Source organism: Actinomycetospora chiangmaiensis DSM 45062 (genome assembly GCF_000379625.1).
GTDB lineage: Bacteria > Actinomycetota > Actinomycetes > Mycobacteriales > Pseudonocardiaceae > Actinomycetospora > Actinomycetospora chiangmaiensis.
In genome coordinates, this window is record NZ_KB903229.1 from 189,549 (window position 1) to 211,416 (window position 21,868).

23 protein-coding genes are annotated in these 21,868 nt (G+C 74.7%); 7 read left to right on the top strand and 16 right to left on the bottom strand.

The genetic code is table 11. The annotated features are described in order from the left end of the window. The first annotated feature begins 98 nt into the window (after window positions 1–98). Window positions 99–911, top strand: coding sequence for an endonuclease V (locus A3CO_RS0114310; RefSeq protein WP_018332931.1), 813 nt, complete (start codon window positions 99–101; stop codon window positions 909–911). Between the two features lie 47 nt (window positions 912–958). Here A3CO_RS0114310 and A3CO_RS0114315 read toward each other — a convergent pair whose 3' ends face one another. The 3 genes from A3CO_RS0114315 to A3CO_RS0114325 are packed head-to-tail and all read right to left on the bottom strand — an operon-like array spanning window position 959 to window position 4,552. Then, window positions 959–1,693, bottom strand: a complete 735-nt coding sequence (locus tag A3CO_RS0114315; protein WP_018332932.1) for a metallophosphoesterase — start codon at window positions 1,691–1,693, stop codon at window positions 959–961. Between the two features lie 32 nt (window positions 1,694–1,725). Next, window positions 1,726–1,920, bottom strand: a complete 195-nt coding sequence (locus tag A3CO_RS0114320; protein WP_018332933.1) for a hypothetical protein — start codon at window positions 1,918–1,920, stop codon at window positions 1,726–1,728. A 13-nt stretch (window positions 1,921–1,933) separates the two neighbouring features. After that, window positions 1,934–4,552, bottom strand: a complete 2,619-nt coding sequence (locus A3CO_RS0114325; RefSeq protein WP_018332934.1) for a helix-turn-helix transcriptional regulator — start codon at window positions 4,550–4,552, stop codon at window positions 1,934–1,936. Between the two features lie 236 nt (window positions 4,553–4,788). Here A3CO_RS0114325 and A3CO_RS32245 point away from each other — a divergent pair, with 236 nt between their 5' ends. The 3 genes from A3CO_RS32245 to A3CO_RS0114340 are packed head-to-tail and all read left to right on the top strand — an operon-like array spanning window position 4,789 to window position 7,816. Continuing rightward, entirely contained in the window at window positions 4,789–5,640 is an 852-nt protein-coding gene (locus A3CO_RS32245) for a (Fe-S)-binding protein (RefSeq protein WP_018332935.1), read from the top strand. A gap of 50 nt (window positions 5,641–5,690) precedes the next feature. Then, window positions 5,691–7,148 carry a LutB/LldF family L-lactate oxidation iron-sulfur protein gene (locus A3CO_RS0114335; protein ID WP_018332936.1) on the top strand — a complete coding sequence of 486 codons (1,458 nt, stop codon included), beginning with the start codon at window positions 5,691–5,693 and terminating at the stop codon, window positions 7,146–7,148. Continuing rightward, window positions 7,145–7,816, top strand: coding sequence for a LutC/YkgG family protein (locus A3CO_RS0114340; protein WP_018332937.1), 672 nt, complete (start codon window positions 7,145–7,147; stop codon window positions 7,814–7,816). Before A3CO_RS0114335 ends, A3CO_RS0114340 begins: the two co-directional genes overlap by 4 nt. A 46-nt stretch (window positions 7,817–7,862) precedes the next feature. Here A3CO_RS0114340 and A3CO_RS38100 read toward each other — a convergent pair whose 3' ends face one another. Next, on the bottom strand, window positions 7,863–8,111 hold the full coding sequence (locus tag A3CO_RS38100) for a hypothetical protein (RefSeq protein ID WP_157647562.1): 249 nt from the start codon (window positions 8,109–8,111) through the stop codon (window positions 7,863–7,865). Continuing rightward, on the bottom strand, window positions 8,112–8,432 hold the full coding sequence (locus A3CO_RS0114350) for a DUF6247 family protein (RefSeq protein ID WP_018332939.1): 321 nt from the start codon (window positions 8,430–8,432) through the stop codon (window positions 8,112–8,114). 319 nt (window positions 8,433–8,751) lie between these two features. On the opposite strand from A3CO_RS0114350, the gene A3CO_RS0114355 reads away from it, so the two are divergent. Then, window positions 8,752–8,964, top strand: coding sequence for a hypothetical protein (locus tag A3CO_RS0114355; RefSeq protein ID WP_157647564.1), 213 nt, complete (start codon window positions 8,752–8,754; stop codon window positions 8,962–8,964). 95 nt (window positions 8,965–9,059) lie between these two features. Here A3CO_RS0114355 and A3CO_RS35875 read toward each other — a convergent pair whose 3' ends face one another. The 4 genes from A3CO_RS35875 to A3CO_RS35880 form a co-directional block, all read right to left on the bottom strand. Continuing rightward, window positions 9,060–9,752, bottom strand: coding sequence for a DUF4145 domain-containing protein (locus tag A3CO_RS35875; RefSeq protein WP_018332941.1), 693 nt, complete (start codon window positions 9,750–9,752; stop codon window positions 9,060–9,062). Further along, complete coding sequence (locus tag A3CO_RS40385; protein ID WP_211214478.1) at window positions 9,683–10,129, bottom strand: SRPBCC family protein; 447 nt, start codon at window positions 10,127–10,129, stop codon at window positions 9,683–9,685. The genes A3CO_RS35875 and A3CO_RS40385 overlap by 70 nt, the downstream gene beginning before the upstream one ends. Window position 10,130: 1 nt before the next feature. Then, the gene (locus A3CO_RS0114370; RefSeq protein ID WP_018332943.1) at window positions 10,131–11,105 is read right to left on the bottom strand and encodes a phosphotriesterase family protein; all 975 of its coding nucleotides are present in this window, start codon (window positions 11,103–11,105) and stop codon (window positions 10,131–10,133) included. 78 nt (window positions 11,106–11,183) lie between these two features. Continuing rightward, on the bottom strand, window positions 11,184–12,110 hold the full coding sequence (locus A3CO_RS35880; protein ID WP_018332944.1) for a helix-turn-helix domain-containing protein: 927 nt from the start codon (window positions 12,108–12,110) through the stop codon (window positions 11,184–11,186). Between the two features lie 371 nt (window positions 12,111–12,481). Here A3CO_RS35880 and A3CO_RS0114385 point away from each other — a divergent pair, with 371 nt between their 5' ends. Then, a complete protein-coding gene (locus A3CO_RS0114385; protein ID WP_018332945.1) occupies window positions 12,482–13,303 on the top strand; it encodes a Clp protease N-terminal domain-containing protein in 822 nt (273 codons plus the stop codon). Window positions 13,304–13,307: 4 nt separating this feature from the next. Here the strand turns inward: A3CO_RS0114385 and A3CO_RS0114390 are convergent, their stop codons facing one another. Next, the gene (locus tag A3CO_RS0114390; protein WP_018332946.1) at window positions 13,308–13,508 is read right to left on the bottom strand and encodes a hypothetical protein; all 201 of its coding nucleotides are present in this window, start codon (window positions 13,506–13,508) and stop codon (window positions 13,308–13,310) included. 78 nt (window positions 13,509–13,586) lie between these two features. Next, window positions 13,587–14,063: an Lrp/AsnC family transcriptional regulator gene (locus A3CO_RS0114395; RefSeq protein WP_026204611.1), complete on the bottom strand. Its 477-nt coding sequence runs from the start codon at window positions 14,061–14,063 to the stop codon at window positions 13,587–13,589. 205 nt (window positions 14,064–14,268) lie between these two features. On the opposite strand from A3CO_RS0114395, the gene A3CO_RS0114400 reads away from it, so the two are divergent. After that, window positions 14,269–17,790: an indolepyruvate ferredoxin oxidoreductase family protein gene (locus A3CO_RS0114400; RefSeq protein WP_018332948.1), complete on the top strand. Its 3,522-nt coding sequence runs from the start codon at window positions 14,269–14,271 to the stop codon at window positions 17,788–17,790. On the opposite strand, the gene A3CO_RS32265 is transcribed toward A3CO_RS0114400, so the two are convergent. The 5 genes from A3CO_RS32265 to A3CO_RS0114425 form a co-directional block, all read right to left on the bottom strand. Then, the gene (locus tag A3CO_RS32265; RefSeq protein ID WP_018332949.1) at window positions 17,763–19,085 is read right to left on the bottom strand and encodes a carboxylesterase family protein; all 1,323 of its coding nucleotides are present in this window, start codon (window positions 19,083–19,085) and stop codon (window positions 17,763–17,765) included. The genes A3CO_RS0114400 and A3CO_RS32265 overlap by 28 nt on opposite strands. Then, window positions 19,082–19,819: a hypothetical protein gene (locus tag A3CO_RS0114410; protein WP_018332950.1), complete on the bottom strand. Its 738-nt coding sequence runs from the start codon at window positions 19,817–19,819 to the stop codon at window positions 19,082–19,084. Before A3CO_RS0114410 ends, A3CO_RS32265 begins: the two co-directional genes overlap by 4 nt. Next, window positions 19,816–20,310 carry an inorganic diphosphatase gene (locus A3CO_RS0114415; protein ID WP_018332951.1) on the bottom strand — a complete coding sequence of 165 codons (495 nt, stop codon included), beginning with the start codon at window positions 20,308–20,310 and terminating at the stop codon, window positions 19,816–19,818. Before A3CO_RS0114415 ends, A3CO_RS0114410 begins: the two co-directional genes overlap by 4 nt. A 75-nt stretch (window positions 20,311–20,385) precedes the next feature. Further along, window positions 20,386–21,258, bottom strand: a complete 873-nt coding sequence (locus tag A3CO_RS0114420) for a patatin-like phospholipase family protein (RefSeq protein WP_018332952.1) — start codon at window positions 21,256–21,258, stop codon at window positions 20,386–20,388. Window positions 21,259–21,271: 13 nt separating this feature from the next. Beyond that, on the bottom strand, window positions 21,272–21,832 hold the full coding sequence (locus tag A3CO_RS0114425) for a YceI family protein (protein ID WP_018332953.1): 561 nt from the start codon (window positions 21,830–21,832) through the stop codon (window positions 21,272–21,274). Window positions 21,833–21,868: the final 36 nt, after the last annotated feature.

A 21,868-nucleotide genomic window follows, 5' to 3' on the forward strand; every position in this document is an offset into this window, starting at 1 on the left:
CATCGTCCGGTCGGGCTCCTCCTGACGACCGGACGCCCCCCCGACAGACGGAGGCGTGTGTGGGCTCGGCAGGCAGCGGATTGGCGGATCCGGATTTCGTGCGGCTCGGTGAGGCCCTGCAGCAGCGGCACCGGGTGCAGGGCCGGGTGCGGCGTACGGCCGTCACCGTGGCGTGCGCGGTCCCGGCGGTGCGCGAGCGGATGCCGGCCCTGGCCGACCTGCCGCAGCTGACGGTGACCTGCTCCGACACGGCGGCCGGCGACCGGATGGTCGCGAAGTACGACGGCGCCCGCTCCGGCGTCCCGCGGCGCCTCGCGGTGTCGGTGCTGACGCTGCCCGACTCGCTCGAGGACTACCTGCGCGGCCGCTCGAAGCAGGCCCTGCGCACCAACAGCCGCCGGGCGCGGGAAGCGGGCGTGACCTGCCGTCGGATGGGCCGCGTCGAGGCCGAGGTCCGCATCACGGCGTTGCTGCGGGCCCGGGACGAGGAGGAGCTGCTCCCGGGCGTGCGGGCGGACCTGCTCGACGGCGTGGTGCAGGCCTGGGTGGCCCGCGACGCCGACGACGCGACCGAGGTCATCGCCCTCACCTCCGTCGACGGCGCCTTCGCGCGCCTCGACCTCATGCTCTCGGCGCCCGACCGCGAGGCCGGGCCCGCCCGCTACCTGCTCTCGTCCCACCTCGTCGGCGAGCTGATCCAGCGCGGCGTGCGCCACCTCGCCGTCGACACCGCGCTCTGGCTCGACGCCGGGCTGCGCCACTTCCAGCGCCTGCTCGGATTCGAGCCGACGACGCTGGAGTTCACCCGCGGCGGCGCCGGGGACGTCCCTCCCGACGACGGCCCGTTCCCCACCCCGCGGATCTCCTCCGGTCCGCTGCCGGTGCCGGCGGCGGTGGGCTCGGCCTCCTGATCCTCGCGTCCCGGGCCTGACGGGGGTCGGGCCCGGGACGCGTCCCCTCACGGCGCGAGCACGCGGACGTGGGTCGTGAGGTCTCCGGTGTCCTCGTCGAGCACGTGCAGCGCGAGTCCGGGCGGGGCCGCGCGGTCGGTGCTGTCGGGGTGCGGTTCGCAAGGCAGACGCAGCGTGGACACCACGCCCTGCGCGATCCGCACCGCGACGCCGTCGATGGTGGTCGCGAGCGGGGTGTGGGCGTGGCCGCAGAGCACGATCGAGGGGTAGGCGCGGCTCCGCAGGGGTCCGAGCAGCGGCTCGGCGTCGAGCAGCCGGATGGGGTCGAGCAGGCCGCTCCCGATCCGCATCGGCGGGTGGTGCAGCGCGACCACCAGCACCCCGGGCCGCCGTGCCGCCCGGTCGATCTCCGCCCGGCTCTCGGGTGCGAGGTCCCCGTGGTCGTGCCCCGGGACGTGGGTGTCCGCGAGGACGACGGTGACCTTCCCGACGGTGACCGTCGAGGTGATCGGCCCCTCGGTCCGCGGCAGGCCGAGCATCGCCCGCATCGTCGGCCGCCGGTCATGGTTGCCCGGCACCAGGTGGGCGTCCAGCCCGTCGAGCAGTTCGGCCGCCCGGGCGTACTCCTCGTCGGTGCCGTGGTCGGCGACGTCCCCCGTGACGAGGACGAGGTCCGGCCCCGGGTCGAGCGCGCGGACGTGGTCGACGACCCGTGCCGCTCGCTGGAGGGTATCCGGACGATCGACGTCCAGGTGCAGGTCCGACAGGTGCGCGACGAGCATGCCCGCACCCTGCTGTCTTCCCGCCGTTCCCGCTAGAAGGGCGGGTCGTCGTCGTGCCGGTCCGGGGGCTGGTGCTCCTTCAGTCGTCGGCGGCGGTCGAGGTCGTGCAGGGTGGCTCGTTGCGGCTCGGTGAGGTGGCCGTGGCGGTCGGTTCTGGGTCGCCAGGGGCGTGGGGTGCGGGGTTCGCCGCGGGTGTCGGTGATGCCGTGGTCCGTCGAGTCGTCCACTCGTCGAAGACCGCTACCCCGGGCCGCCCACCAGCTCCCGCAACTGGGCGAACAGCTCGCCCCGGCTCGACGAACCGAGCCGCTGCCGGATGCGCGCGACATGGTGCTCGACGGTCTTGGCCGAGATGTAGAGCTGCGCACCGATCTGCTTGTGGGTGAGCCCGGCCAGCACGAGCCGCGCGACCTCGGCCTCCCGCTCCGAGAGCGCGACCTTCCCGGTGTCGCCGAGCAGCCCCGACGTCGGGATCGCCTCCGCGCCGTCGGGCGCCGGCCGTCCCGTGTCCGCCATCGAGCGGGCGCAGGCGAGCAGCGTGGCCATCACCCGGCGGTCCGGGGTACGGATGGCCGCCTCCCCGGCGAGCCGCGCGCCGTCCCAGGTCCAGCCCAGCCGGTGCAGGCCGCGGGCCGCGTGTTCCACGACGACCGGGTCCACGTCCCCGGCCAGCGCGGCCAGCCACGCCCGGGCCGCGGCGTCCAGCGCGGTGGCCAGCGGGAAGCGGTCCGCGAGGGAGGAGAGGACCTCCAGGTGCCGCTCGGCGTCGGGCACGTCCTCGGCGGTGACGGCGGCTGCGAGGCCGTACCAACTGGTCGCCACGCGCCACAGCGGCGGATCGCCCAGGTCGCACAGGAGGGCGTCGGCCGCCTCCCACGCGGACCGGATCGCGGCCCGGTCCCGCAGCCGGGCCGCCCCGACGGCGAGCTCGCCGAGCGGGAGCAGGACGAAGAGGTCGACCGGGTGTCGGACGAGTGCCTCCCGGGCCCGGCCCCACGCGGCGCGCAGGGCCGTCGAGTCACCGGTCCGTCGGGCGGCCCCCACCTCGATCGCCGCCGCCGGCAGCTCGTCGCGGGGTTCGAGCGCGAGCCGCGACCCCCGGGCGGCCGCGACCTGCTCCGTCAGCCCGGGGAGGTCCCCGCGCACCATCGCGACCCAGGCGCGCAACAGGTGGTGGCGGGGCGCCAGCGCCGGACCGCCCGGACCGGTGTCGCACGCCCGCCGCAGCACCGAGTCGGCCACGTCGACCTCACCGGCGTGCAGGGCGACCAGGGCCGCCAGGGCCGAGGGCGAGTCGGGCAGGAGCACGCCGCCGCCGAGCGGCTCGACCAGCGACGCCGCCCGCGTCAGCTCGGACAGGGCCGTCGCGCCGGCACCGGGTTCCGGGCCCAGGGAGGTCAGGACGCCGCCCGCCGCGAGCGCGATCGCCGAGCGCACGGTGGTCGATCCGGGGCCGCTCCCGCTCGCGCGGTGGACCGACACCGCGACGTCGTGGTCGCCGGCCGCGACCAGCCCGGGGACGGCGAGGTCCTGCAGGGCGGGGACCTGCGCGAGCATCGTTGCCGCGGCGTGGCCCATGCCGCGGTGCGTCATCACGGTCGCGACGACGGTGACCGCGCGGGCCCGTTCGCCCGGGTCCTCCCGGGTGGTGACGGGGTCGGCGAGGCGCAGGGCGGTGTCCAGGTCGCCCGAGAGCGCGGCCGCCTCGGCCCGTCGGAGCACGACCGACTCCGGCGCCGCGCCGGCGGCCACGGCGTCCGCGTACAACGCGCCCGCGAGGTGCGGGGCGGACGCGATCGCCTCGTCCCCGGCGGCGGTGAAGACCCGGGGCAGCTCGCCGCCGCGCAGGCCGGAGCCGAGCAGCCGACGGGCCGGACCCAGCACGGACGCGCCCCGGGCGAGGGCCTGCTCGGCGATCCGTCGCTCCAGGTCGAGCCGCTCGTCCGCCGCCCCCAGTCGGATCACCGTGCGCCCCGCCAGCGGGGGGACCTGCTCGGCGGGGGCGCCGAGCTCGTCGCCGGGCCCGCTCCCCGTCGGGAGGAGGAGCCCGGCGGCGCGGGCACGCTCGAGCAGGTCCTCGAGGGACGTCCGGTCGACGTCGAGGACGTCCGCGAGCGCCGCCGGGACCCGCGGCGCGCCGACGGCGAGGGCCAGCAGCAGCCGCCGCGTCCCGACGTCGAGCCCGCCCACCTCGTGCCGGAGCAGGTCGAGCACGCCCGGGGGGACCTCCTGCGACCCGCGTTCGGCCGCCGCCGCGACCGCGCGGGGGCCGGCGTCGCGAATCTGGGTGACGAGACGGTCGACGACGGCCGGAGAACCACCCGAGAGACGTCGGAGCGTGCCCGCCAGGCCCGGCGGGCACCGGGACCCGAGCAGCGCCGACGCCCGGTCGGCGGTCCCCTCCGGCGTCAGGGGCTCGAGCGTCACCGGGGCACGGTCCCGGCCGAGCGCGAGCCACAACGTCGACAGCGCCCGCGGGCAGGGCCACGGGCGGGCGGTGACGACGAGCCGGACGTCGGGATCGTCGGCGACGTCGGTGAGTTCGGCGAGCGTGGCCTCGTCGAGGGTGTGCGCGTCGTCGACGAGCAGCAGCGCGTCCTCGTCGGACGGGAACGGCACGGTGTCGCCGGAGCGGATGCGCCGGGTGCTGATCCCGCGTCGTCGGGCCGAGCGGACGAGCGCCGAGATCAGGGCGCTCTTCCCCGCCCCGCCCGGCCCGACGACGGCGGCCGCGAGCGGCGCGCCGGGGTCGGCGCGGTGGGCCGCCAGCAGCGCCACCGCACCCGGCAGACCCGCGACCATCGGGTCGCGGGCCGCCTCGACCTCGTCGCCCCCCGCGGCTCGCAGCCGCCCCGCCATCGTCAGGTGGCCCGACGACGGGTGGCGCGACCCCGCCGCGCGCCACTGGGGAGGACCGGGACCATGCTCCGGATTGTTGACGACGGAAAGTGACGACGGAACCGATCGCCGCAGAGTGCAGTAGTCGGAGCCCGACTACTGCATTGCGGAGAGTGACGAGATCACCACGGTGTGAGCGCCGGACCGGCGAACCGGGCAGACTCGGGGACCACCACCGTCGTCGGGAAGGACCGCCCATGCGGATCGCGGTCGTCGCGACGTGTCTCGGGGACGCGATATTCCCGCAGGCCCCCATCGCGACCGTGCAGCTGCTCGAACGGCTCGGGCACGACGTCGTCTTCCCGGCCGACCAGACCTGCTGCGGGCAGATGCACGTGAACACCGGCTACCTGGACACGGCGCTGCCGGTGGTGCGCCACCACGTCGAGGTGTTCCGGAAGGCCCTCGACGACGGGGTGGACGCGATCGTCGCGCCGTCCGGCTCGTGCGTGGGGTGCGTGCGCCACCAGCACGCGATGGTCGCCCGCCGGGCCGGCGACGAGGGCCTCGCGGTGGCGGCCGAGGAGGGTGCCGCCCGCACCTACGAGCTCTCCGAGCTGCTCGTCGACGTGCTCGGCGTGACCGACGTCGGCGCCTACTACCCGCACCGCGTGACCTACCACCCGACGTGCCACTCGTTGCGGATGCTGCGGGTCGGCGACAAGCCGCTGCAGTTGCTGCGCGCGGTGCGCGGCCTGCAGCTCCAGGAGCTTCCCGACGCCGAGGTCTGCTGCGGCTTCGGCGGGACGTTCGCGGTGAAGAACGCGGAGACCTCGACGGCGATGCTCGCGGACAAGATGGCGAACGTGCTCTCGTCGAGGGCGGAGATCTGCACCGCGGGCGACTCGTCGTGCCTCATGCACATCGGCGGGGGGCTCTCGCGGCTGCGCTCGGGGGTCCGCACGGTGCACCTGGCGGAGATCCTCGCCAGCACCGACCGCGGCGACGCCACCGCGGACGTCGTGGTCGGCGGCGTCACGGGGAGCCGGTCGACGCAGCGGACGGGCGAGGCCGCCGGAGCGGCCCACGGACACGGGGTGGCGCGATGAGTACCGACCTGGGACGCGCAGCGCAGCGGAGCCGGACCGTCGAACTGGGCATGCCGACCGTCGCGGCGGACCCGCACGGGCACCTGCGCGGCATTGAGTCGTTCCCGGCGGCCGCGCACAAGGCTCTCGCCGACACCCAGCTGCGGCGCAACCTCGGCCACGCCACCCGCACGATCCGCGCGAAGCGGGCCGCCGTCGTCTCCGAGGTCGACGACTGGGAGGAGCTGCGCCGCGCCGGGGAGTCGATCAAGGCCGACACCATGGCGCGCCTGCCCGAGCTGCTGCTACAGCTCGAGGAGCAGGTCACCGCGCGCGGGGGCACCGTGCACTGGGCGCGCGACGCCGAGGAGGCCAACCGGATCGTCGTCGACCTCGTGCGGGGCACCGGCGCCGACGAGGTCGTCAAGGTCAAGTCCATGGCCACCCAGGAGACGGGGCTCAACGAGGCCCTGGAGGCGGCAGGGGTCGCGGCGTTCGAGACCGACCTCGCCGAGCTCATCGTGCAGCTCTCGCACGACCGGCCCTCGCACTTTCTCGTCCCCGCGATCCACCGCAACCGCGCGGAGATCCGTGAGATCTTCCTGCGCGAGATGCCGGACGTGGACCCCGCGCTCACCGACGAGCCGCGCCGGCTCGCGATGGCCGCGCGGGCGCACCTGCGTCGCAAGTTCCTGACGGCGAGGGTGGGCATCTCGGGCGTCAATTTCGCCGTCGCCGAGACCGGCACGCTGTCGGTGGTGGAGTCCGAGGGCAACGGGCGGATGTGTCTGACACTGCCGGACACGCTGATCACGGTGATGGGCGTGGAGAAGGTGGTGCCGACCTGGCGCGACCTCGAGGTGTTCCTGCAGCTGCTCCCGCGGTCCTCGACCGGCGAGCGGATGAACCCCTACACCTCGACCTGGACCGGCGTGACCCCCGGCGACGGCCCGCAGACCTTCCACCTCGTGCTGCTCGACAACGGCCGCTCGAACGTCCTCGCCTCGCCCGACGGCCGCCAGGCGCTGCACTGCATCCGCTGCTCGGCCTGCCTGAACGTCTGTCCGGTCTACGAGCGCACCGGTGGTCACGCGTACGGCTCGATCTACCCGGGGCCGATCGGTGCCGTGCTCTCCCCGCAGCTCACCGGCATCTCCGGTCCCGACGACGTCAACGCCTCGCTGCCCTACGCCTCCTCGCTCTGCGGGGCGTGCTTCGACGCCTGCCCGGTCCGCATCGACATCCCGCACCTGCTCGTCCAGCAGCGCGCCGCGGCGGTCGCGGCACACACGCGGCCCACGGGTCAGGACCTGACGATGCAGGCCGCCGCGATCGCGATGACGACGCCGGCCCGGTTCAAGCTCGCGGAGAAGGCCCTCGGGATCGGCCGGGTCCTGGCCGGCCGGAAGGGCCGGATCACCGGGCTGCCGTGGCCGATGTCGGGGTGGACGAACGCCCGCGACCTCCCGGCGCCGCCGGCCGAGACGTTCCGGCAGTGGTGGTCGCGCACCCACGGGGAGGACGCGTGAGCGCCCGCGACTCGGGAGACGCAGCGGAGCGGAGCTCGACCCGGGAGATCGTCCTCGCCCGGCTGCGCACCGCGCGGGATGCCGGCAACCCGGCCACACCCGTCGTCGTGACCCGGGAGTTCGCGACGACGGGTCGGCTCGCCCCGGGGAGCGCGGCGGTGCTCGAACGGCTCGACGAGACGCTCACCGACTACAGGGCGACGGTGTACCGGGTCGGGTCCGAGGCCGGGGTGGCCGATGCCGTCGCCGGCGTGCTGGCGCAGGCCGGCAGCATCGTCGTGCCACCGGGGCTGCCGGGGGAGTGGCTGACCGGCTACCGCGGCGACGTCCGGCGGGACGGCCCGCCGCTGTCGGTGGACGAGCTCGACGCGGTGGACGCCGTCGTCACCGGGGCGGCCGTCGCGATCGCGGACACCGGGACGTTCGTGCTGTCGTCCGCGGCCTCCGACCAGGGGCGACGCGCCATCACGCTCGTGCCCGACCACCACGTGTGCGTCATCCACGCGGCGGACGTCGTGTGCTCGGTGCCGGAGGCGATCGCGCGCCTCGACCCGTCGTCGCCGCTGACGTTCGTCTCCGGCCCCTCGGCGACGTCGGACATCGAGCTCGACCGGGTCGAGGGCGTGCACGGCCCGCGGCGGCTCGACGTCGTGCTGGTCGGTCCCTGACCGACGCGACGGAGCCGGACTCTCCCGGGACGCTCGGCGGTCGCCGTCAGACCCAGGAGAGCTGGAGCAGCGAGACGAGTCGATCGCGGTCGACGACGCCGTAGACGAGTTGGGCCCGTTCGCGCTCGCCGAACCCGACCACACGTAGACCGTTCGCGTTGCTGGGGACCAAGGGCGACCCGACGGACCAGGGTGCGAGCTCAAGGGCAGCACGCAGCTCCGCCATCCGAGGAAGGAGTTCCGCTGGCAGCGCGGCGACTGCCTCTCGTACGGCATCGTCGGCGACGACGTACACCTACAGGCCGGCTTTGTTCAGGGTCGTCTGCCAGGGCTCGTCCTCAGGCGAGGGCTCGCCTGTGGCCAGCTCGGCCGCAGCTCGCATAGTGCGGCGGAACGCGGCGGGGTCGGTCTCCAGGATGGCGATCCGACGGAAGTCCTCGACGACCGCGTTGACCGGCTCGAGCTCGAAGGTGCTCCGAGCGGTGTCGATCGCAGCGCGGTAGGCGTCGTCGAAGCGCTGTGCGAGCTCGGGGGAGAGCCACTCGCGAACCGTGCGCGGTGAAGCTCCCTGCAGGAGAGGGTGCGGCTCTGGCACCGGGCTCGCGACAGCGCTCATGTGAGCACCGTAGCGGCAGCCGCCCGGCGAGCCGGCCCTTCGCGCATCATCCGAGGGGCAAGGCGCGACGATGTGCCCGCGAAGTGGCTAGGGCACGCGTCGTTGGTGGTGACGCTGACGGCGCGCACCCAGAATCGAGGACTACGAGGAGTCGACGCGCGGCATCGGCGCCCCACTCCCTCCGTAGCAAGCGCTCAGCTAGCGCGTGGCAATGCTGCTAATCGGTCCGATCACGACAATGTCATTCCGCCTCTCGCGGCTCGATAGAATCGTCGGCGGAGAGCCACGAGGGGTTGGAACGGAGAAACAGGAAATGTCGATGATCCCGCAGGTGACGCTGAATGGTGCGCCGGTTCCGGTCGAACGCACGGCCGCGTTCACGCCGCACAAGCAGCACTACAAGACGGTGAAGAACGAGCAGGGCGAGGACGCGCCCATGCTCGACCTCGACCCGGTCGTGGCGCGGACGGACACCCCGGCCGCGATCGAGGCACGGACCGTCCTGGCCCGGAGGTCCCGCGCCCGGCTGTAGTCCTCGTCCGGCGCCGGGTGGCCAACCGCGCCGGACCTACTGACACCCCCGACTCCCCGTCACCTTCTTGCGGGGATCGGGGGTGTCGTGCGCCTCTAGGGCTGTTGGCCGGCGCTTCGGGTTGCGCGTCGGCTCTGCGCCTCTCGTACGCGCCCGGGACTCTCGTACACCTCGACGAGCACCTCATGCATCAGCGTGAGCACCATCTGCGCGTCCTCGTCCGTGACCGGCTCCGTGAAGTCGCCATGCGCCATGTCGTTTCCTAGGTGCCGGACCTCGTGCGCACCGTCGCGGATGTGCTCGCGGATCAGCCGCTGATTGAACATCTCGTTGATCTTCGGTGCGATGTTGTGGACCGTGATCCCCTTGTCCTTCGCCGTCGCCTCCACAACGGAGCGCGCTAGCTGCACGGAGGCCCGCCGGTAGCCAGCATTGAGGCACGCGCGGGCTTCCTTCGCGGCGTCCGCGATCTCTTCCGGCGTGTGGTTCAGCTCTAGATTGGCGCCGCTATGAGGAAGCCACATTAGTCCGGCAGTGTTGTCCTCGATCTCTAGGGCGATCTCGAAGGTGACTGACGCGCCGTAGCCGAGAAGGTCGCGTACATCCCTCATTGAGACTCTCGCGTACCCAAGCGAAGATGCCGTGCAGTGGTCGCACTTATAGAGGCCAAATAGCTGACCAACTTCATCCTCGTCGAACGGTCCGGCCTCGACCATCTTCACTGACATGTTCGAGTGCACGCCGCACCAACCGCAGACCGCGCTAGGCATGGCGAGGAGCGTACGCACGGGGTCCGACGGTCTATGACATCTCGCGGGCGCTCGCGCCCTGAGGGGGTGGGGGCTACTCGAACCTGGCCCGGCCCCTCCGGCAAGCGGCTCGGTGCGTCCCACTCGACGACGGTGCCCTCGACCGACCAGCTCCCGAGCGAGGGATGCTGGTTGTGTCCGACGAAGCGCGCGCCCGGGCCGGGGCCGTCGGAGAGCCACGTCAGCGCCTCGAGCTCGGTGCTGCGGGCCGGCATCCGCTCGAGCTCGCTGACGAGCGGCCACACCCGCTCGGGCGGTGCGGCGATCCAGGTGTCGGCCGTGACCTCGGGCTCGTCGGCGTAGCGCGCTCCGGTCCACTCCACGGCGCGGAGCCTAGAGGCGCTGGGTTGCAGCACGCTACCCAGTGGTGAAGTAGCGCCGCGGGTTGTCGACCATCATCGTCGTGATCTGCTCGGCGGTGACCCCGGCGTCGCGCAGGGCGGGCAGCACGTCGCGGCTGATGTGCTCGTAGTGCCAGTTCGGGGCCGACTCCCGCAGGGCCCGCTGCGCGTCCTCGCCCGCGTAGAAGTCGATGTAGCAGGACGCGTCGTGGGAGAGCGCGATGCGGTCGGCGTAACCCTCGGCGCACAGCGCGGCGACCGTGGCCACCCGCCGGCCGGTGGTGTTGTACCGGTCGAGCCCGAAGCGGTCGCAGCCCAGCGTGGCGCCGCGGTCGGCCAGCGAGCGCAGGTAGTCGAGGTCGTTCGAGTCGCCCGCGTGCCCGACGACGACCTTGGTGAGGTCGACGCCGTGCGCCGCGTAGAAGTCCAGGGCGAGCGTGCCGGTGCGGAGCTCGGCGTTGGTGTGCACGGTGATCGGGACGCCGGTCTCCCGGTGGGTGAGCGCGATCGCGCGGTGGATGCGCGCCTGGTCGGGCGTCAGCCCCGCCGCCTCGACGACGCCCTTGAGCAGGGCTGCCTTCACGTCGGTCCCGCCGATGCCCTCGCGGACGTCGCGCAGGAACATCGTCGTGAGGGGTTCCGGGCCGCCGAGCAACGTCCCGGGGCCGCGGTTCTGCAGGGACCGGGGGAGCTCGGCGAACGTGTAGAGCCCCGTCGCGACGACGATGTTGAGGTCGACCTCGGCGTTCACCCGCGCCACCCGCGGGACGTACCGGCCGAGCCCGACGACCGTCGGGTCGACGATGGTCTCGACGCCGAGCTCCCGCAGCCGGCGCAGCTTCGTGATCGCGTCCGCGACGCGGAGCTCCTCGTCCCAGTAGTCCGCCCCGTAGTTCGCCAGCAGGTCCGGGGTGAGGACGAAGACGTGCTCGTGCATGAGGGTCGTGCCGAGGTCCGCCGCGTCGACGGGGCCGCGCACCGTGTCCACCATGGCGGCCATCGTGACGCGCGCGGACCGGGGTCGCTCGGAGGTGCCGGCAGACTCGCTCGGCGGTGCCCGGCGGGCCGCTCAGCGGTGCCGGGCGGCGAGCGTGAGGAGCCGGCGGAGCCGCCCGGCGAGCGCGTCCTTCGACATCGGCGGCGCGGCACGGGCGGCGAGCTCGGGGAGCCCCAGGTGGGGGTGGGCCAGTCGCAGCCGGCCCGCCGCGGCGCGGGCGTCGGGGACCTCGACCCCGGCCCGCTCCAGCGTCGCGAACGCCTCCGCGACGGCGGCGGCCGCGCGCGACGCGGCGACCGTGGCCCGGGCGTCGTTGGCCGACCCGGGAGCGGCCGCGTCCGTCGCGTCGGCGAGGCCCGCGGCGGCGGCGGTGACGCGGCCGCCGCAGGTGGTGAGCAGGAGCGCTGCCTCGGCGGGGTCGGTCACGGTGAGCCGCGAACCGGAGCCCGGACGCCGGGCCCGGACGCCGAGCCGCAGCCCCAGCTCGGTGAGCACCCGTGCCGCCCCCGGGGCGGGACAGTCCAGCGTCACGGCGCCGTCGACCACCTCACCGCGTGCGAGCAGGGCGCCGCGCCAGGTCGCGATCGCGCCCGGGAGGGAGCCGCCGGTGAGCCAGTCGGGCGGCGCGGCGAGCGGCCGCCCGCGGTTGTCGACCACGCCGAGCCGGACGGCCAGGGAGTCGCCCGAGTCGGTGTCCGGCCCGACCTCCACCCGCCAGCGACCGCGGGCGGAGTCGCCCGCCACGGTGCCGTCGTCGGCGCCGAGCCGGGTCAGCAGCGACACCAGGCGGGAGGCAGCCTCCGGGGTGTCGAGGTCCGCCGCCAACGCCCCGTGCCGGTGCCGGACCCCGGCCCAGCGCACGATGGCGGCCGCCTCGGCCCCCGCGTCGCGGTCCCGGGCCGGCGGGGCCACCCCGGCGAGCGCCGTCACGACCGCGCGCGTGGCCGTCGAACGGGCGGGCGCAGGGGCGGAGAGGTCGTGTCGTCCGACCGTGCTCATCCGTCGCCTCCTCCGCCGTCGCGCCGCCGGGACTCACAGCAGCGTCACACACGAGAACGCGCGACGGCCGAGGGGGCTGCTGCTGACGCGACGCCGTCGAGGTCCACCCGATGGGGGCTCCGGAGCCGGGCGCAGCACCCGGCGGGGTGATCTCCGGCGTCCCGGGGCGACGACGCTGGGCCGACCGGGCGGTGCCGCGCCCGGGCTGCCGTCCCCCGTTCCGGGTGCCGTCGTCACGGCGAGCCCTCGGATCACTCGATCGATGGATCACCCTGCCGTGCCGGACGTCCGCCGGGGTCCCCGATCCACGTCGTCGACCCGCCTATACCTGGACCGTCCGTGACCGATCGACCCCGGGGAGACCGCCGCCCGTGACCGTCACGCCGATCTTCGACGACCTCGCCGCGAGCTGGGTGCCGACGCCGGAGCCGGCCGCCGCCGCGCCCGTGCGCGTGGCCGCCGACCCGCGTCGCCGGCCGTCGCCGCGACCGCGGTCCGCGGGGTCGACGTCGGTCGTCGGCACCGCCGCCTTCGGCCGCGGGTGCCTGGAGGCCGCGGTCGAGGAGCACGGCGCGGACGACGACGAGGTGACCCGCCTGCTCGAGGGCGCGCGGCGGGAGGCGGTCGCGCTCGGGCGGCGCTGGGTCGACAGCGTGCACCTGCTGCTCGCCGCGATCCGGGCGGGCGGCGACGTCGGCCGCGCCTTCGGCCTGCGCGGGGCGGGGCCGGCGGTGCTGCTGGCCGCGCTCGACGACGACCGGTCCGACGTCCCCGACGAGCTGGCCGGCGGCGACCCCGTGCGGCCCGCACTGAGTTCGGTCGCCCGCACGGTGCTGCACCGGGTCGCCCACCGGGCCGCCCGCGCCGACCGGGCGGTGACCGCGGCCGAGCTGGCCGTCGCGGTGGTCCGGACGGGCCGGGTCGCCGATCTGCTCGGCCGGCTGGGGGTCGACGTCGACGACCTCGTCGACGCGCTCGAGGTCAGTGCTCTCGAGAGCAGTGCGCGCGCCGACACGGCGCCGGCCGGCACGCGCGCCGACAGGGCGGGGTGGACCGCCGCGCCGGTCGCGCCGACCGTCGTGGACGGCCCCCGCCGGCGGGTGTCGCTCCCGGTCGGCGTCCTCGCGCCGTTGACCGTGATGCTGCCCGCGGCACCGGTCGAGGACGACCGGGCCGCGGACGTCCCGGCCTGACGGTTCAGGCGCGGTAGGCGAGCAGCCGGACGCCGAGGGCGGACTCGACGCGCCGGACCTCGGCGAGCTGGTCGTCGGACAGTTCGGCGTACGGGCTCTCGGGCTCGTAGGCCACGACCGGGGTCCCGAGGCTCTCCTCGAGACGACGGATGTCGGCCAGGGCGGTCTCGTCGAGCGCGGCGGGACGGAGTTCAGGGCTGGACATACGGTCCTCCTCGGATGCACCTGACGCTGCGATACCCCGGAACCGCACACGTGACGCGGATGACACCTCCGGGTCCGCCTAACGGCGTGTCGTGCGCGGCAGGGCGCGCACCAGCGGCAGCACGCGGGCCGGGACGCGCTCGGTCAGCGAGATCTCCGACTGCGTCCGTTCGACGCCGGGCGAGGCCAGCACGCCCTGGATCACCTGCTCGAGGTGCGCGTTGTCGCGGGCCACCACGCGGCACCACAGGTCGCCGTCGCCGGTGATCGAGTGCGCCTCGACGACCTCGGGGATCGACGCGAGGTGCTCGGCCACCGCGTTCAGACGTCCCTGCGCGATGTGCAGCGTGACGAACGCGAGGACGCCGTAGCCGAGCGCCGCGGGCGCCACGCGCGGGGCGAAGCCGGTGATCACGCCGGCCTCCTGCAGCCGCTCGAAGCGCGCCTGCACCGTGCCGCGGGCGACGCCGAGGGTGCGGGCGTGCTCCCGCAGGCCCACCCGGGGCCGTTCGAGCAGGGCGAGCAGCAGGGAGCGGTCGAGGTCGTCGAGGGTCATCCGGGCCTCCACTGGTCCAACGGCCCGCTCGTGGCCGTCGTCGATCACGGTCGACCGTACCAACGGCCCAGTTTCCGACGCATAGCTTGGACCACTGGCGAGTAGGTGGCTAACTTCATCGTCCATCCGAGCACGAACGCTCGGGCGGGACGACGTCGGTGATCCCGACGGCGGGCCCGCCCCGGTCCCATCGGAGGTCGCCACCATGACCCTCGACCTTCCGGCCCGCCCCGCACGCCGCGTGGCGCCCCCGGCCCCCGCCGCACGACCGTTCGCGCTGCGCGACCGCTACACCGAGACCGACGGCACGGTGGCGCTCACCGGGGTGCAGGCCCTCGTCCGGCTGCCGATCGACCAGCGCCGGGCGGATGCCGCCGCCGGGCTGCGCACCGGGGCCTACGTCTCGGGCTACGAGGGCTCGCCCCTCGCGGGCTACGACCTCGAACTCGCCCGGCAGCGCGACCTGCTCGACGCGCACCGCGTCGTCTTCGCGCCGGGTCTCAACGAGGAGATCGCCCTCACCGCCGTGCAGGGCGGCCAGCTCGCCCCCGCGACCGGGTCGCTGCGCGAGGACGTGGCCGACGGGATCACCGGCTACTGGTACGGCAAGGCCCCCGGCCTCGACCGGGCCACCGACGCGCTGCGCCACGCCAACCTCTCCGGCACCTCCCGGTACGGCGGGGCGCTCGCGATCGTGGGTGACGACCCGGCCGCGAAGTCGTCGAGCGTCCCGTGCGCCTCGGAGGCCGCGCTGGCCGACATGGCGCTGCCGGTGCTCTACCCCGCCGACGTGCAGGACGTCCTCGACCTCGGCCGGCACGCGGTGGAGCTCTCCCGCGTGTCCGGGCTGTGGGTCGGGCTCAAGATGGTCACGGCCGTCGCCGACGGCTCCGGCACCGCGGTCGTCGCGCCGGACCGGGTCGTCCCGGTGGTCCCCGACGTGACCTTCGACGGGCGGCCCTTCCGTCACGAGCCGCACGCGAAGCTGCTCGGCGCGCGCCTCGCCCCGCTCGAGCGGGACCTGCACGCGCGCCGGCTCGTCCTGGCCCGGCGCTACGCCGCCGCCAACGGCCTGAACCGCATCGTCGGCACCGGCCCGGCCCGGATCGGGATCGTCGCGGCCGGCAAGACGTGGCTCGACCTCCGCCAGGCGCTCACCACGCTCGGGCTCGACGACGCCGAGCTCGGGCGCCGCGGGATCCGCCTGCTGCGCGTCGGCATGCCCTGGCCGCTGGAGGGCGGGATCGTCGACCGCTTCGCCGACGGGCTCGACGAGATCGTCGTGGTCGAGGAGAAGCGGGCGTTCCTGGAGACCCAGATCCAGGTCCGGCTCTACGGCCGGACCGGGGCGCCGGCAGTGCACGGCAAGCGCGGCCCGGACGGACGTCCGCTGTTCGCCGAGCACGGGGACCTGGACCCGGACGCGGTGGCGCTCGGGCTGGCGTCCCGGCTGGCCGGCATCCCGGGTGTGGAGGCCTGGGAGCGACGACGGAGCCGGGGCCGGACCCGCATCGACCTCCCGCTCGCGGGAGCGACGCGGCACCCGTACTTCTGCTCCGGCTGCCCGCACAACACCTCGACGACGACGGCGCCGGAGGGCTCGCTCGTCGGTGCCGGCATCGGCTGCCACACGATGGTGATGCTGATGCCGGAGACCCAGGTCGGGCCGGTCACCGGTCTCACGCAGATGGGCGGGGAGGGCGCGCACTGGCTCGGCACGGAGCCGTTCGCCGACCCGGCGAAGGCCTCGCACTGGGTGCAGAACATGGGCGACGGCACCTTCCACCACTCCGGCAGCCTGATGGTCCGCGCGGCCGTCGCGGCGGGCGCGCACGTCACGTTCCGGCTGCTGCGCAACGGCGCCGCGGCGATGACCGGCGGGCAGGACGCCGTCGGGGAGCTGTCGATGCCGCAGCTGGTGCGGGTGCTGCTCGACGAGGGGGTCGCGCGGGTCATCGTCACGACGGAGGACGTGTCCCGCTACCGCCGGGTGAGGCTCGCGAAGGGCGTGCAGGTCTGGGACCGCTCGCGCATCGACGAGGCGCAGGAGCTGCTGGCGGCCACGCCCGGTGTCACGGTGCTGATCCACGACCAGGAGTGCGCGGCCCAGAAGCGGCGCAAGCGCAAGCGCGGGACGCTGGCCGACCCGACCACCCGCGTCGTCATCAACGAGCGGGTCTGCGAGGGCTGCGGCGACTGCGGGCAGACCTCGAACTGCCTCTCGGTCACCCCGGTCGACACCGAGTTCGGGCGCAAGACCCGCATCCACCAGGCGTCGTGCAACAAGGACTACTCCTGCCTCGACGGCGACTGCCCCGCCTTCACCGTCGTCGAGCCCGGCGGCGAGCGGCCGACGGCGGGCGTGGCGCCGCTGGCCGCGGACGTCCTGCCCGAGCCGCGACGGACGGTTCCCGACGATGCCGTGGTCCGGCTGGCGGGCATCGGCGGCACCGGGGTCACGACGATCGCGCAGGTCCTCGCCGCCGCCGCGCGGATCGCGGGCCGGCCGACGCGCGGGCTCGACCAGACCGGGCTCGCACAGAAGGGCGGCGCGGTCGTCTCCGACGTCAAGCTCGGCGAGGGCGAGCTGGCCGGGCGCGCGGCCGAGGGGGAGTGCGACCTGTACCTGGGCGCCGATCTGCTCGTGGCCGCCGACCCGACGCACCTGGCGGCCGCCTCGCCGTCGCGCACGGTCGGCGTGGTGTCGAGCGCGAAGATCCCGACCGGCGACCAGGTGGTCGACCCGAGCGTGACCTACCCGCCGGTGGACGCGGTGCTCGGCCGGATCCGGCGTGCGGTGCGGGCCGACGTCGGGGCGGTGCTCGACGCCCGGGCGCTGGCCGAGTCGCTGTTCGGCGACGACCAGTTCGCGCTGTCGGTCCTGCTCGGGGCCGCGTACCAACTCGGGGCGCTGCCGTTGCCGGGCGCCGCGGTGGAGGCGGCGTTCGAGCTGAACGGGGCCGCCGTCGAGCAGAACGTCCAGGCGTTCCGTCGCGGCCGGCAGTCGGTGGCCGACCCGGAGGCGTTCGCGGCGGTCGTGGCGGCGGTGGCCCGTCCGGCGGTGGACGGTGTGCCCGGGTTGACGACGGCGGGTGCCCGCGCGGCGGCGGAGATCGTCGCCGCCGTCGGCGCTCCGGCCGGCTCGGAGCTGGAGCGGCTGGTGGCGGTCCGCGTCCCGGAGCTGGTGGCCTACCAGGACGCCGCGTACGCCCGGTCCTACGCCGAGGTGGTCCGCGGGCTGGTCGACGGGCCGCTCGAGCTGGCGGAGGCGGTCGCCGTCGGGCTGCACAAGCTGATGGCCTACAAGGACGAGTACGAGGTCGCCCGGCTCTCGCTGGACCCGGCGTTCGGCGCCTCGGTCCGGGCGGAGTTCGGCGCCGACGCCCGCATCTCGTGGAAGCTGCACCCGCCGTCGCTGCGGGCGATGGGGCTGCGTCACAAGCTGACGCTCGGCCCGTGGTTCCGGCCGGCCTACTCCTCGCTGCGGGCGATGCGCCGGCTGCGGGGCACCGCGCTCGACCCGTTCGGGCGCGCCGAGGTCCGCCGGGTCGAGCGGGAGCTCGTGGCGGAGTACCGGACCCTCGTCCCCCGCCTCGCGGAGATGGCGGCGGGGGGCGAGGTGGACCGGGCCGTGGCGATCGCGTCGCTGCCCGACATGGTCCGCGGCTACGAGGACGTGAAGCTGGCGAACGTCGCCCGCTACCGGGAGGCGCTGGCCGCCTCCTGAGCGAAGCGGCACCACCACGCCCGCAGCGCGCGGCCCAGCGGCTCGATGTCGTCGTCCCAGGACGCCCCGGCCAGCATCGGGGCGTCCTGCCACGCCGCGCGGCCGCCGAAGAGGAACGGCAGCTCGATCGCGTGGCACGCGCCGAGCCCGGAGTCCGGGGCCGACCACGTGAACCGGTAGGTGCTCACGGTGGTGCCGGCCGCGGCCGCGCGGACCGCGAGTTCCCGGGCGGGTGCGGTGAAGACGCGGTGCGTGGCCACGCGGGAGCCGAGGTCGACCAGCGTCGGGGCCCGTCGCGCGAGGCGGCGGAGCCCGGGGGCGATCCGGACGAAGGTGTTCGCCTCGTCGGCGGTCGTCCCGATGATCATCGGGTGGCCGGAGTGGGCGGCCGCGACCCACGGGTCGGCCGCGGCCACCCCCACCAGCGGCTCGACCCCGGCGACCGGGGTGAAGGCGGGCGCGGAGTTGATCCCGCCGGGGCCCGCGTGCCGGATCATCGTCCGGCGCTGGGCGTCGAGGAGATCGTCGATCCCGACGGTCCGCGGGTCGGCCCCGTCGAGCGCGTCGCGGACGTACCCGGCGACTCGGGCCGCCGTGCGCGCCGTGCCGAGGCCGAGCCCGAGCTGGCCGCTCTGCAGGATCACCCGGTGGAACAGGTCGCGCAGCGACGGCGCGCTCATGAGGCACGCGATGGCGTGCGCGCCGGCCGACTCGCCGACGAGCGTGACCGCGCCCGGGTCGCCGCCGAACGCGCCGATGTGGTCGCGGACCCACCGGAGCGCGACCGTGAGGTCGGCGAGGCCGAGGTTGCCGGGCGACACCCCGGGCATGCGCAGCCAGCCGAGGACGCCGAGCCGGTAGCCGACGCTCACCGTGACGACGCGGCCCTCCCGCACGAGGCGGGTGGTGTCGTACCAGGCGAGGTCCACCCCGCCGATCACGTAGGCGCCCCCGTGGATCCACACCATCACCGGGAGCCGCTCGCCGGGGGCGAGGTCGTCGGGGGCGCGGACGGACAGGCGCAGGCAGTCCTCGTCCTGGCCGAGCTCGTCGGCGTTCGACGGGCCGGCGATGGCGTCCATGCGCGACGCGAGCTGCGGGCACTGCGGGCCCGGCGTGCGGGCCTCACGGGTCCCGGTCCACGCCGGCTCCGGCTCGGGCGCACCGAAGCGCTCCGCGCGGGCGAAGCGCAGCCCCAGGAACTCGACGACCCCGCCGTCGGGATGCGTCCCGCCCCGCACCGTTCCGGAGGGGGTCACGACGACGGGCGCGTCGGCCCCGGTCGTGACCGTCACCGCGGGGCGTCCGGCGTCGTCCCGCCCGGGGTGCCGTCGTGGGCGCCGGCGTGGGTGCCGTGCCCGTCGTGGGTGCTGTCGGCGGTGTCGTCCGCCCGGTCGGCGGTGGTCTCGTGCGCGGTGTGGTCCGCGGTGTCGTCCGCGGTGTCGTCGTCGGCCTCGATCACCCGGGTGTCGTCCTCCCGGGCGCGGGACTCCCGCGCCCACTCGTCCTCCCGGCGTCGCCGGTAGGCGGTCTCCTCGTCGTCGTAGCCCGTGCCGTCGTCCTGCTCGGACGGGGAGGGCTCGTAGTACTCCGTGTACTCGGCGTCGACGATGTCGTCGTGGCCGTGACCCTCGCGGCCGTGACCGTCGTGCGACGACCTCGACATGACGCGGGTGGCGTGCTGCGGGTCGTCCTCGTCGTCGGCGGGCCCGTCGGGGGCGTCGTCCGGTTCCGGCCCGAGGTCGTCGTCGAGGTCGTCGTCGAGGTCGTCGTCGAGGTACCCGCCGGGGTCGGAGCGCCAGCTCCGCTCGTCCTCCTCGAGCCGCTCGCGGGCGCGCTGACCCAGGTAGAGCCCGCCGCCCGCGAGGAAGCAGAGCACGCCGAACACCGCGATCCCGACGGAGCGCATGAGGACCGCGGTGATCAGGGCGACGACCCCGAAGGCCGCCCAGGCGACCCCGATGACGACCAGCTTGGGCGTCGGCCCTTCGCGGCGCGGGGCCCCGAACAGCCCGCCGTCGGTCGTCACGTGGTGAAGCCCTCCGCGGTCGCCCGCTCGACGGAGGCCTGGACCTCCTTCTCGGCCGCGGCGCGGCCCACCCACTCGTGGCCCTCGACCTTCTTGTCGGGCTCGAGTGCCTTGTAGACCTCGAAGAAGTGCTGGATCTCCATGCGGTGGTACTGGTCGAGGTGGTGGATGTCGCGCAGGTGCTCCAGGCGCGGGTCGTCCACCGGCACGCACAGGACCTTGTCGTCGCCGCCTGCCTCGTCGGTCATGCGGAACATGCCGATGGCGCGGCTGCGGACGAGGCAGCCCGGGAAGGTCGGCTCCTGGACGAGGACGAGCGCGTCGAGCGGGTCGCCGTCCTGGCCGAGGGTGTTCTCGATGAAGCCGTAGTCCGCCGGGTACTGCGTGGCGGTGAAGAGCGTCCGGTCGAGCCGGAGCTTGCCGGACTCGTGGTCCAGCTCGTACTTGTTGCGGCTGCCCCGAGGTACCTCGACGAAGACGTCGAAATCCACGACCTACCCCTCTCGGTCACCGAATGTGGGTGGTCAGTGTGGCGCGTGTGACCCCGCCGGGCCACCCCGGACGGATCAGGAGTGGTCCTCCCCGATCGACCGGCCGAACCGGTACCCCAGATCGGCCGCCGCCGGTCGACCGGCGGGGTCGAGGGCGGTCTGCCCGGGCCCGGCGAGGTAGTCGGCGTCGGGGCCGATGACGACGAGCTCGGCGCCGCCCGCGCGCAGCTCCGCGAGCTCGTCGTCGAGCGGTCGGCTCCCGCCTCCACCGGTCGCGGGGAACGGGACGAGCACGACGACGCGGTCGTGTCCGGCCGCCAGCGTGGCGTGGCACATCGAGGCCACCCCGCCGTCCATGAGGAGCCGGTCGCCGATCGGGACCACCGGCCACACCCCCGGGACGGCGCAGCTCGCGGCGACCGCGTCGTCGAGAGATGCTCCCGCGGCGGCGTCGAACACCACGAGCTCCCCGGAGTCCGCGTCGACCGCGGTGACCCGCAGGGGTGTCGCAGGCCAGTCGTGGACCGGGAGTCGCGCGGAGATCGAGGCGCGGCGGTCGTCCGACACCGAACAGTCGACGCCGAGCGCGAGCTCGCCCACGCCCCGTCGGGCCTCGACCGGGTCGGCGTCCGCGGTGGCGCTCATGCGCTCGAACAGCGCGTCGAGGTCGACCTCGCGCGGGATCTCGGTGGTCGAGGGCGCGTGCTGGGTGGCGAGGGCGTCGGCGAGGTCCCAGTCGGGGCCCGCATCTGCGGCCGCGGCGACGAGGGTGCCGACGACCGAGCCCGCCGAGGTGCCGACGACGAGGGCCGGGGCGTCGAGCGCGGCGGCCAGCCGGCCCCCGGCAGCACGCAGCCCGGCCAGGACGCCGATCTCCCAGGCGATACCGGTGACTCCACCGCCGCCGAGGACCAGGGCCGTCCGGCCGGGCTGCTGTGCCGCACTCATACGGGCGTGTCTATCAGGCCTGCTTGATCGCGGAGATGTCGAACTCCAGGCCGATCTTGTCGCTCACCAGCACGCCGCCGGTCTCCAGCGCGGCGTTGAAGGTGATGCCGTAGTCCTTGCGGTTGATCGTGGTCGAGCCCTCGAAGCCGGCGCGCTCGTTCCCGAACGGGTCCTTGGCCACACCGTTCTGCTCGAAGTCGATGGTGATCGAGTTGGTGACGTCGCGGATCGTCAGGTCGCCGGTGATGCGCCAGACGTCGTCGCCGACCTTCTCGACGGCCGTCGAGCGGAAGGTGATCTCCGGGTAGACCTCGACGTTGAGGAAGTCGCCGCTCTTGACGTGGCCGTCGCGCTGCTCCTGGCTGGAGTCGAAGCTCGCGGCGGAGATGACGATCTCGGTGGAGGACGCGGCGGGGTTCGCCTCGTCGATCACGGCGGTGCCGCGGAACTCCCCGAACGAACCCCGCACCTTCGTCACCATCGCGTGGCGGGCGGTGAAGCCGATCCGGCTGTGGGCCGGGTCGATCTGGTAGGAGCCGGCCAGGGTCAGCTGCGGGGCGGTGGTCTCGGTCATGGTGTTCTCCAGACGCTTGAAGCATCAACTGATAGG

What these genes read in the sequence shown, in the direction of transcription:
- A3CO_RS0114315 (WP_018332932.1), bottom strand. Translation starts at nt 1,693, where the DNA reads ATGCTCGTCGCGCACCTGTCGGACCTGCACCTGGACGTCGATCGTCCG.
- A3CO_RS0114325 (WP_018332934.1), bottom strand. Translation starts at nt 4,552, where the DNA reads ATGGCGGGGCGGCTGCGAGCCGCGGGGGGCGACGAGGTCGAGGCGGCC.
- A3CO_RS32245 (WP_018332935.1), top strand. Translation starts at nt 4,789, where the DNA reads ATGCGGATCGCGGTCGTCGCGACGTGTCTCGGGGACGCGATATTCCCG.
- A3CO_RS0114335 (WP_018332936.1), top strand. Translation starts at nt 5,691, where the DNA reads ATGCCGACCGTCGCGGCGGACCCGCACGGGCACCTGCGCGGCATTGAG.
- A3CO_RS0114350 (WP_018332939.1), bottom strand. Translation starts at nt 8,432, where the DNA reads ATGAGCGCTGTCGCGAGCCCGGTGCCAGAGCCGCACCCTCTCCTGCAG.
- A3CO_RS0114355 (WP_157647564.1), top strand. Translation starts at nt 8,752, where the DNA reads ATGATCCCGCAGGTGACGCTGAATGGTGCGCCGGTTCCGGTCGAACGC.
- A3CO_RS0114370 (WP_018332943.1), bottom strand. Translation starts at nt 11,105, where the DNA reads ATGGTGGACACGGTGCGCGGCCCCGTCGACGCGGCGGACCTCGGCACG.
- A3CO_RS35880 (WP_018332944.1), bottom strand. Translation starts at nt 12,110, where the DNA reads ATGAGCACGGTCGGACGACACGACCTCTCCGCCCCTGCGCCCGCCCGT.
- A3CO_RS0114390 (WP_018332946.1), bottom strand. Translation starts at nt 13,508, where the DNA reads ATGTCCAGCCCTGAACTCCGTCCCGCCGCGCTCGACGAGACCGCCCTG.
- A3CO_RS0114395 (WP_026204611.1), bottom strand. Translation starts at nt 14,063, where the DNA reads ATGACCCTCGACGACCTCGACCGCTCCCTGCTGCTCGCCCTGCTCGAA.
- A3CO_RS0114400 (WP_018332948.1), top strand. Translation starts at nt 14,269, where the DNA reads ATGACCCTCGACCTTCCGGCCCGCCCCGCACGCCGCGTGGCGCCCCCG.
- A3CO_RS0114420 (WP_018332952.1), bottom strand. Translation starts at nt 21,258, where the DNA reads ATGAGTGCGGCACAGCAGCCCGGCCGGACGGCCCTGGTCCTCGGCGGC.
- A3CO_RS0114425 (WP_018332953.1), bottom strand. Translation starts at nt 21,832, where the DNA reads ATGACCGAGACCACCGCCCCGCAGCTGACCCTGGCCGGCTCCTACCAG.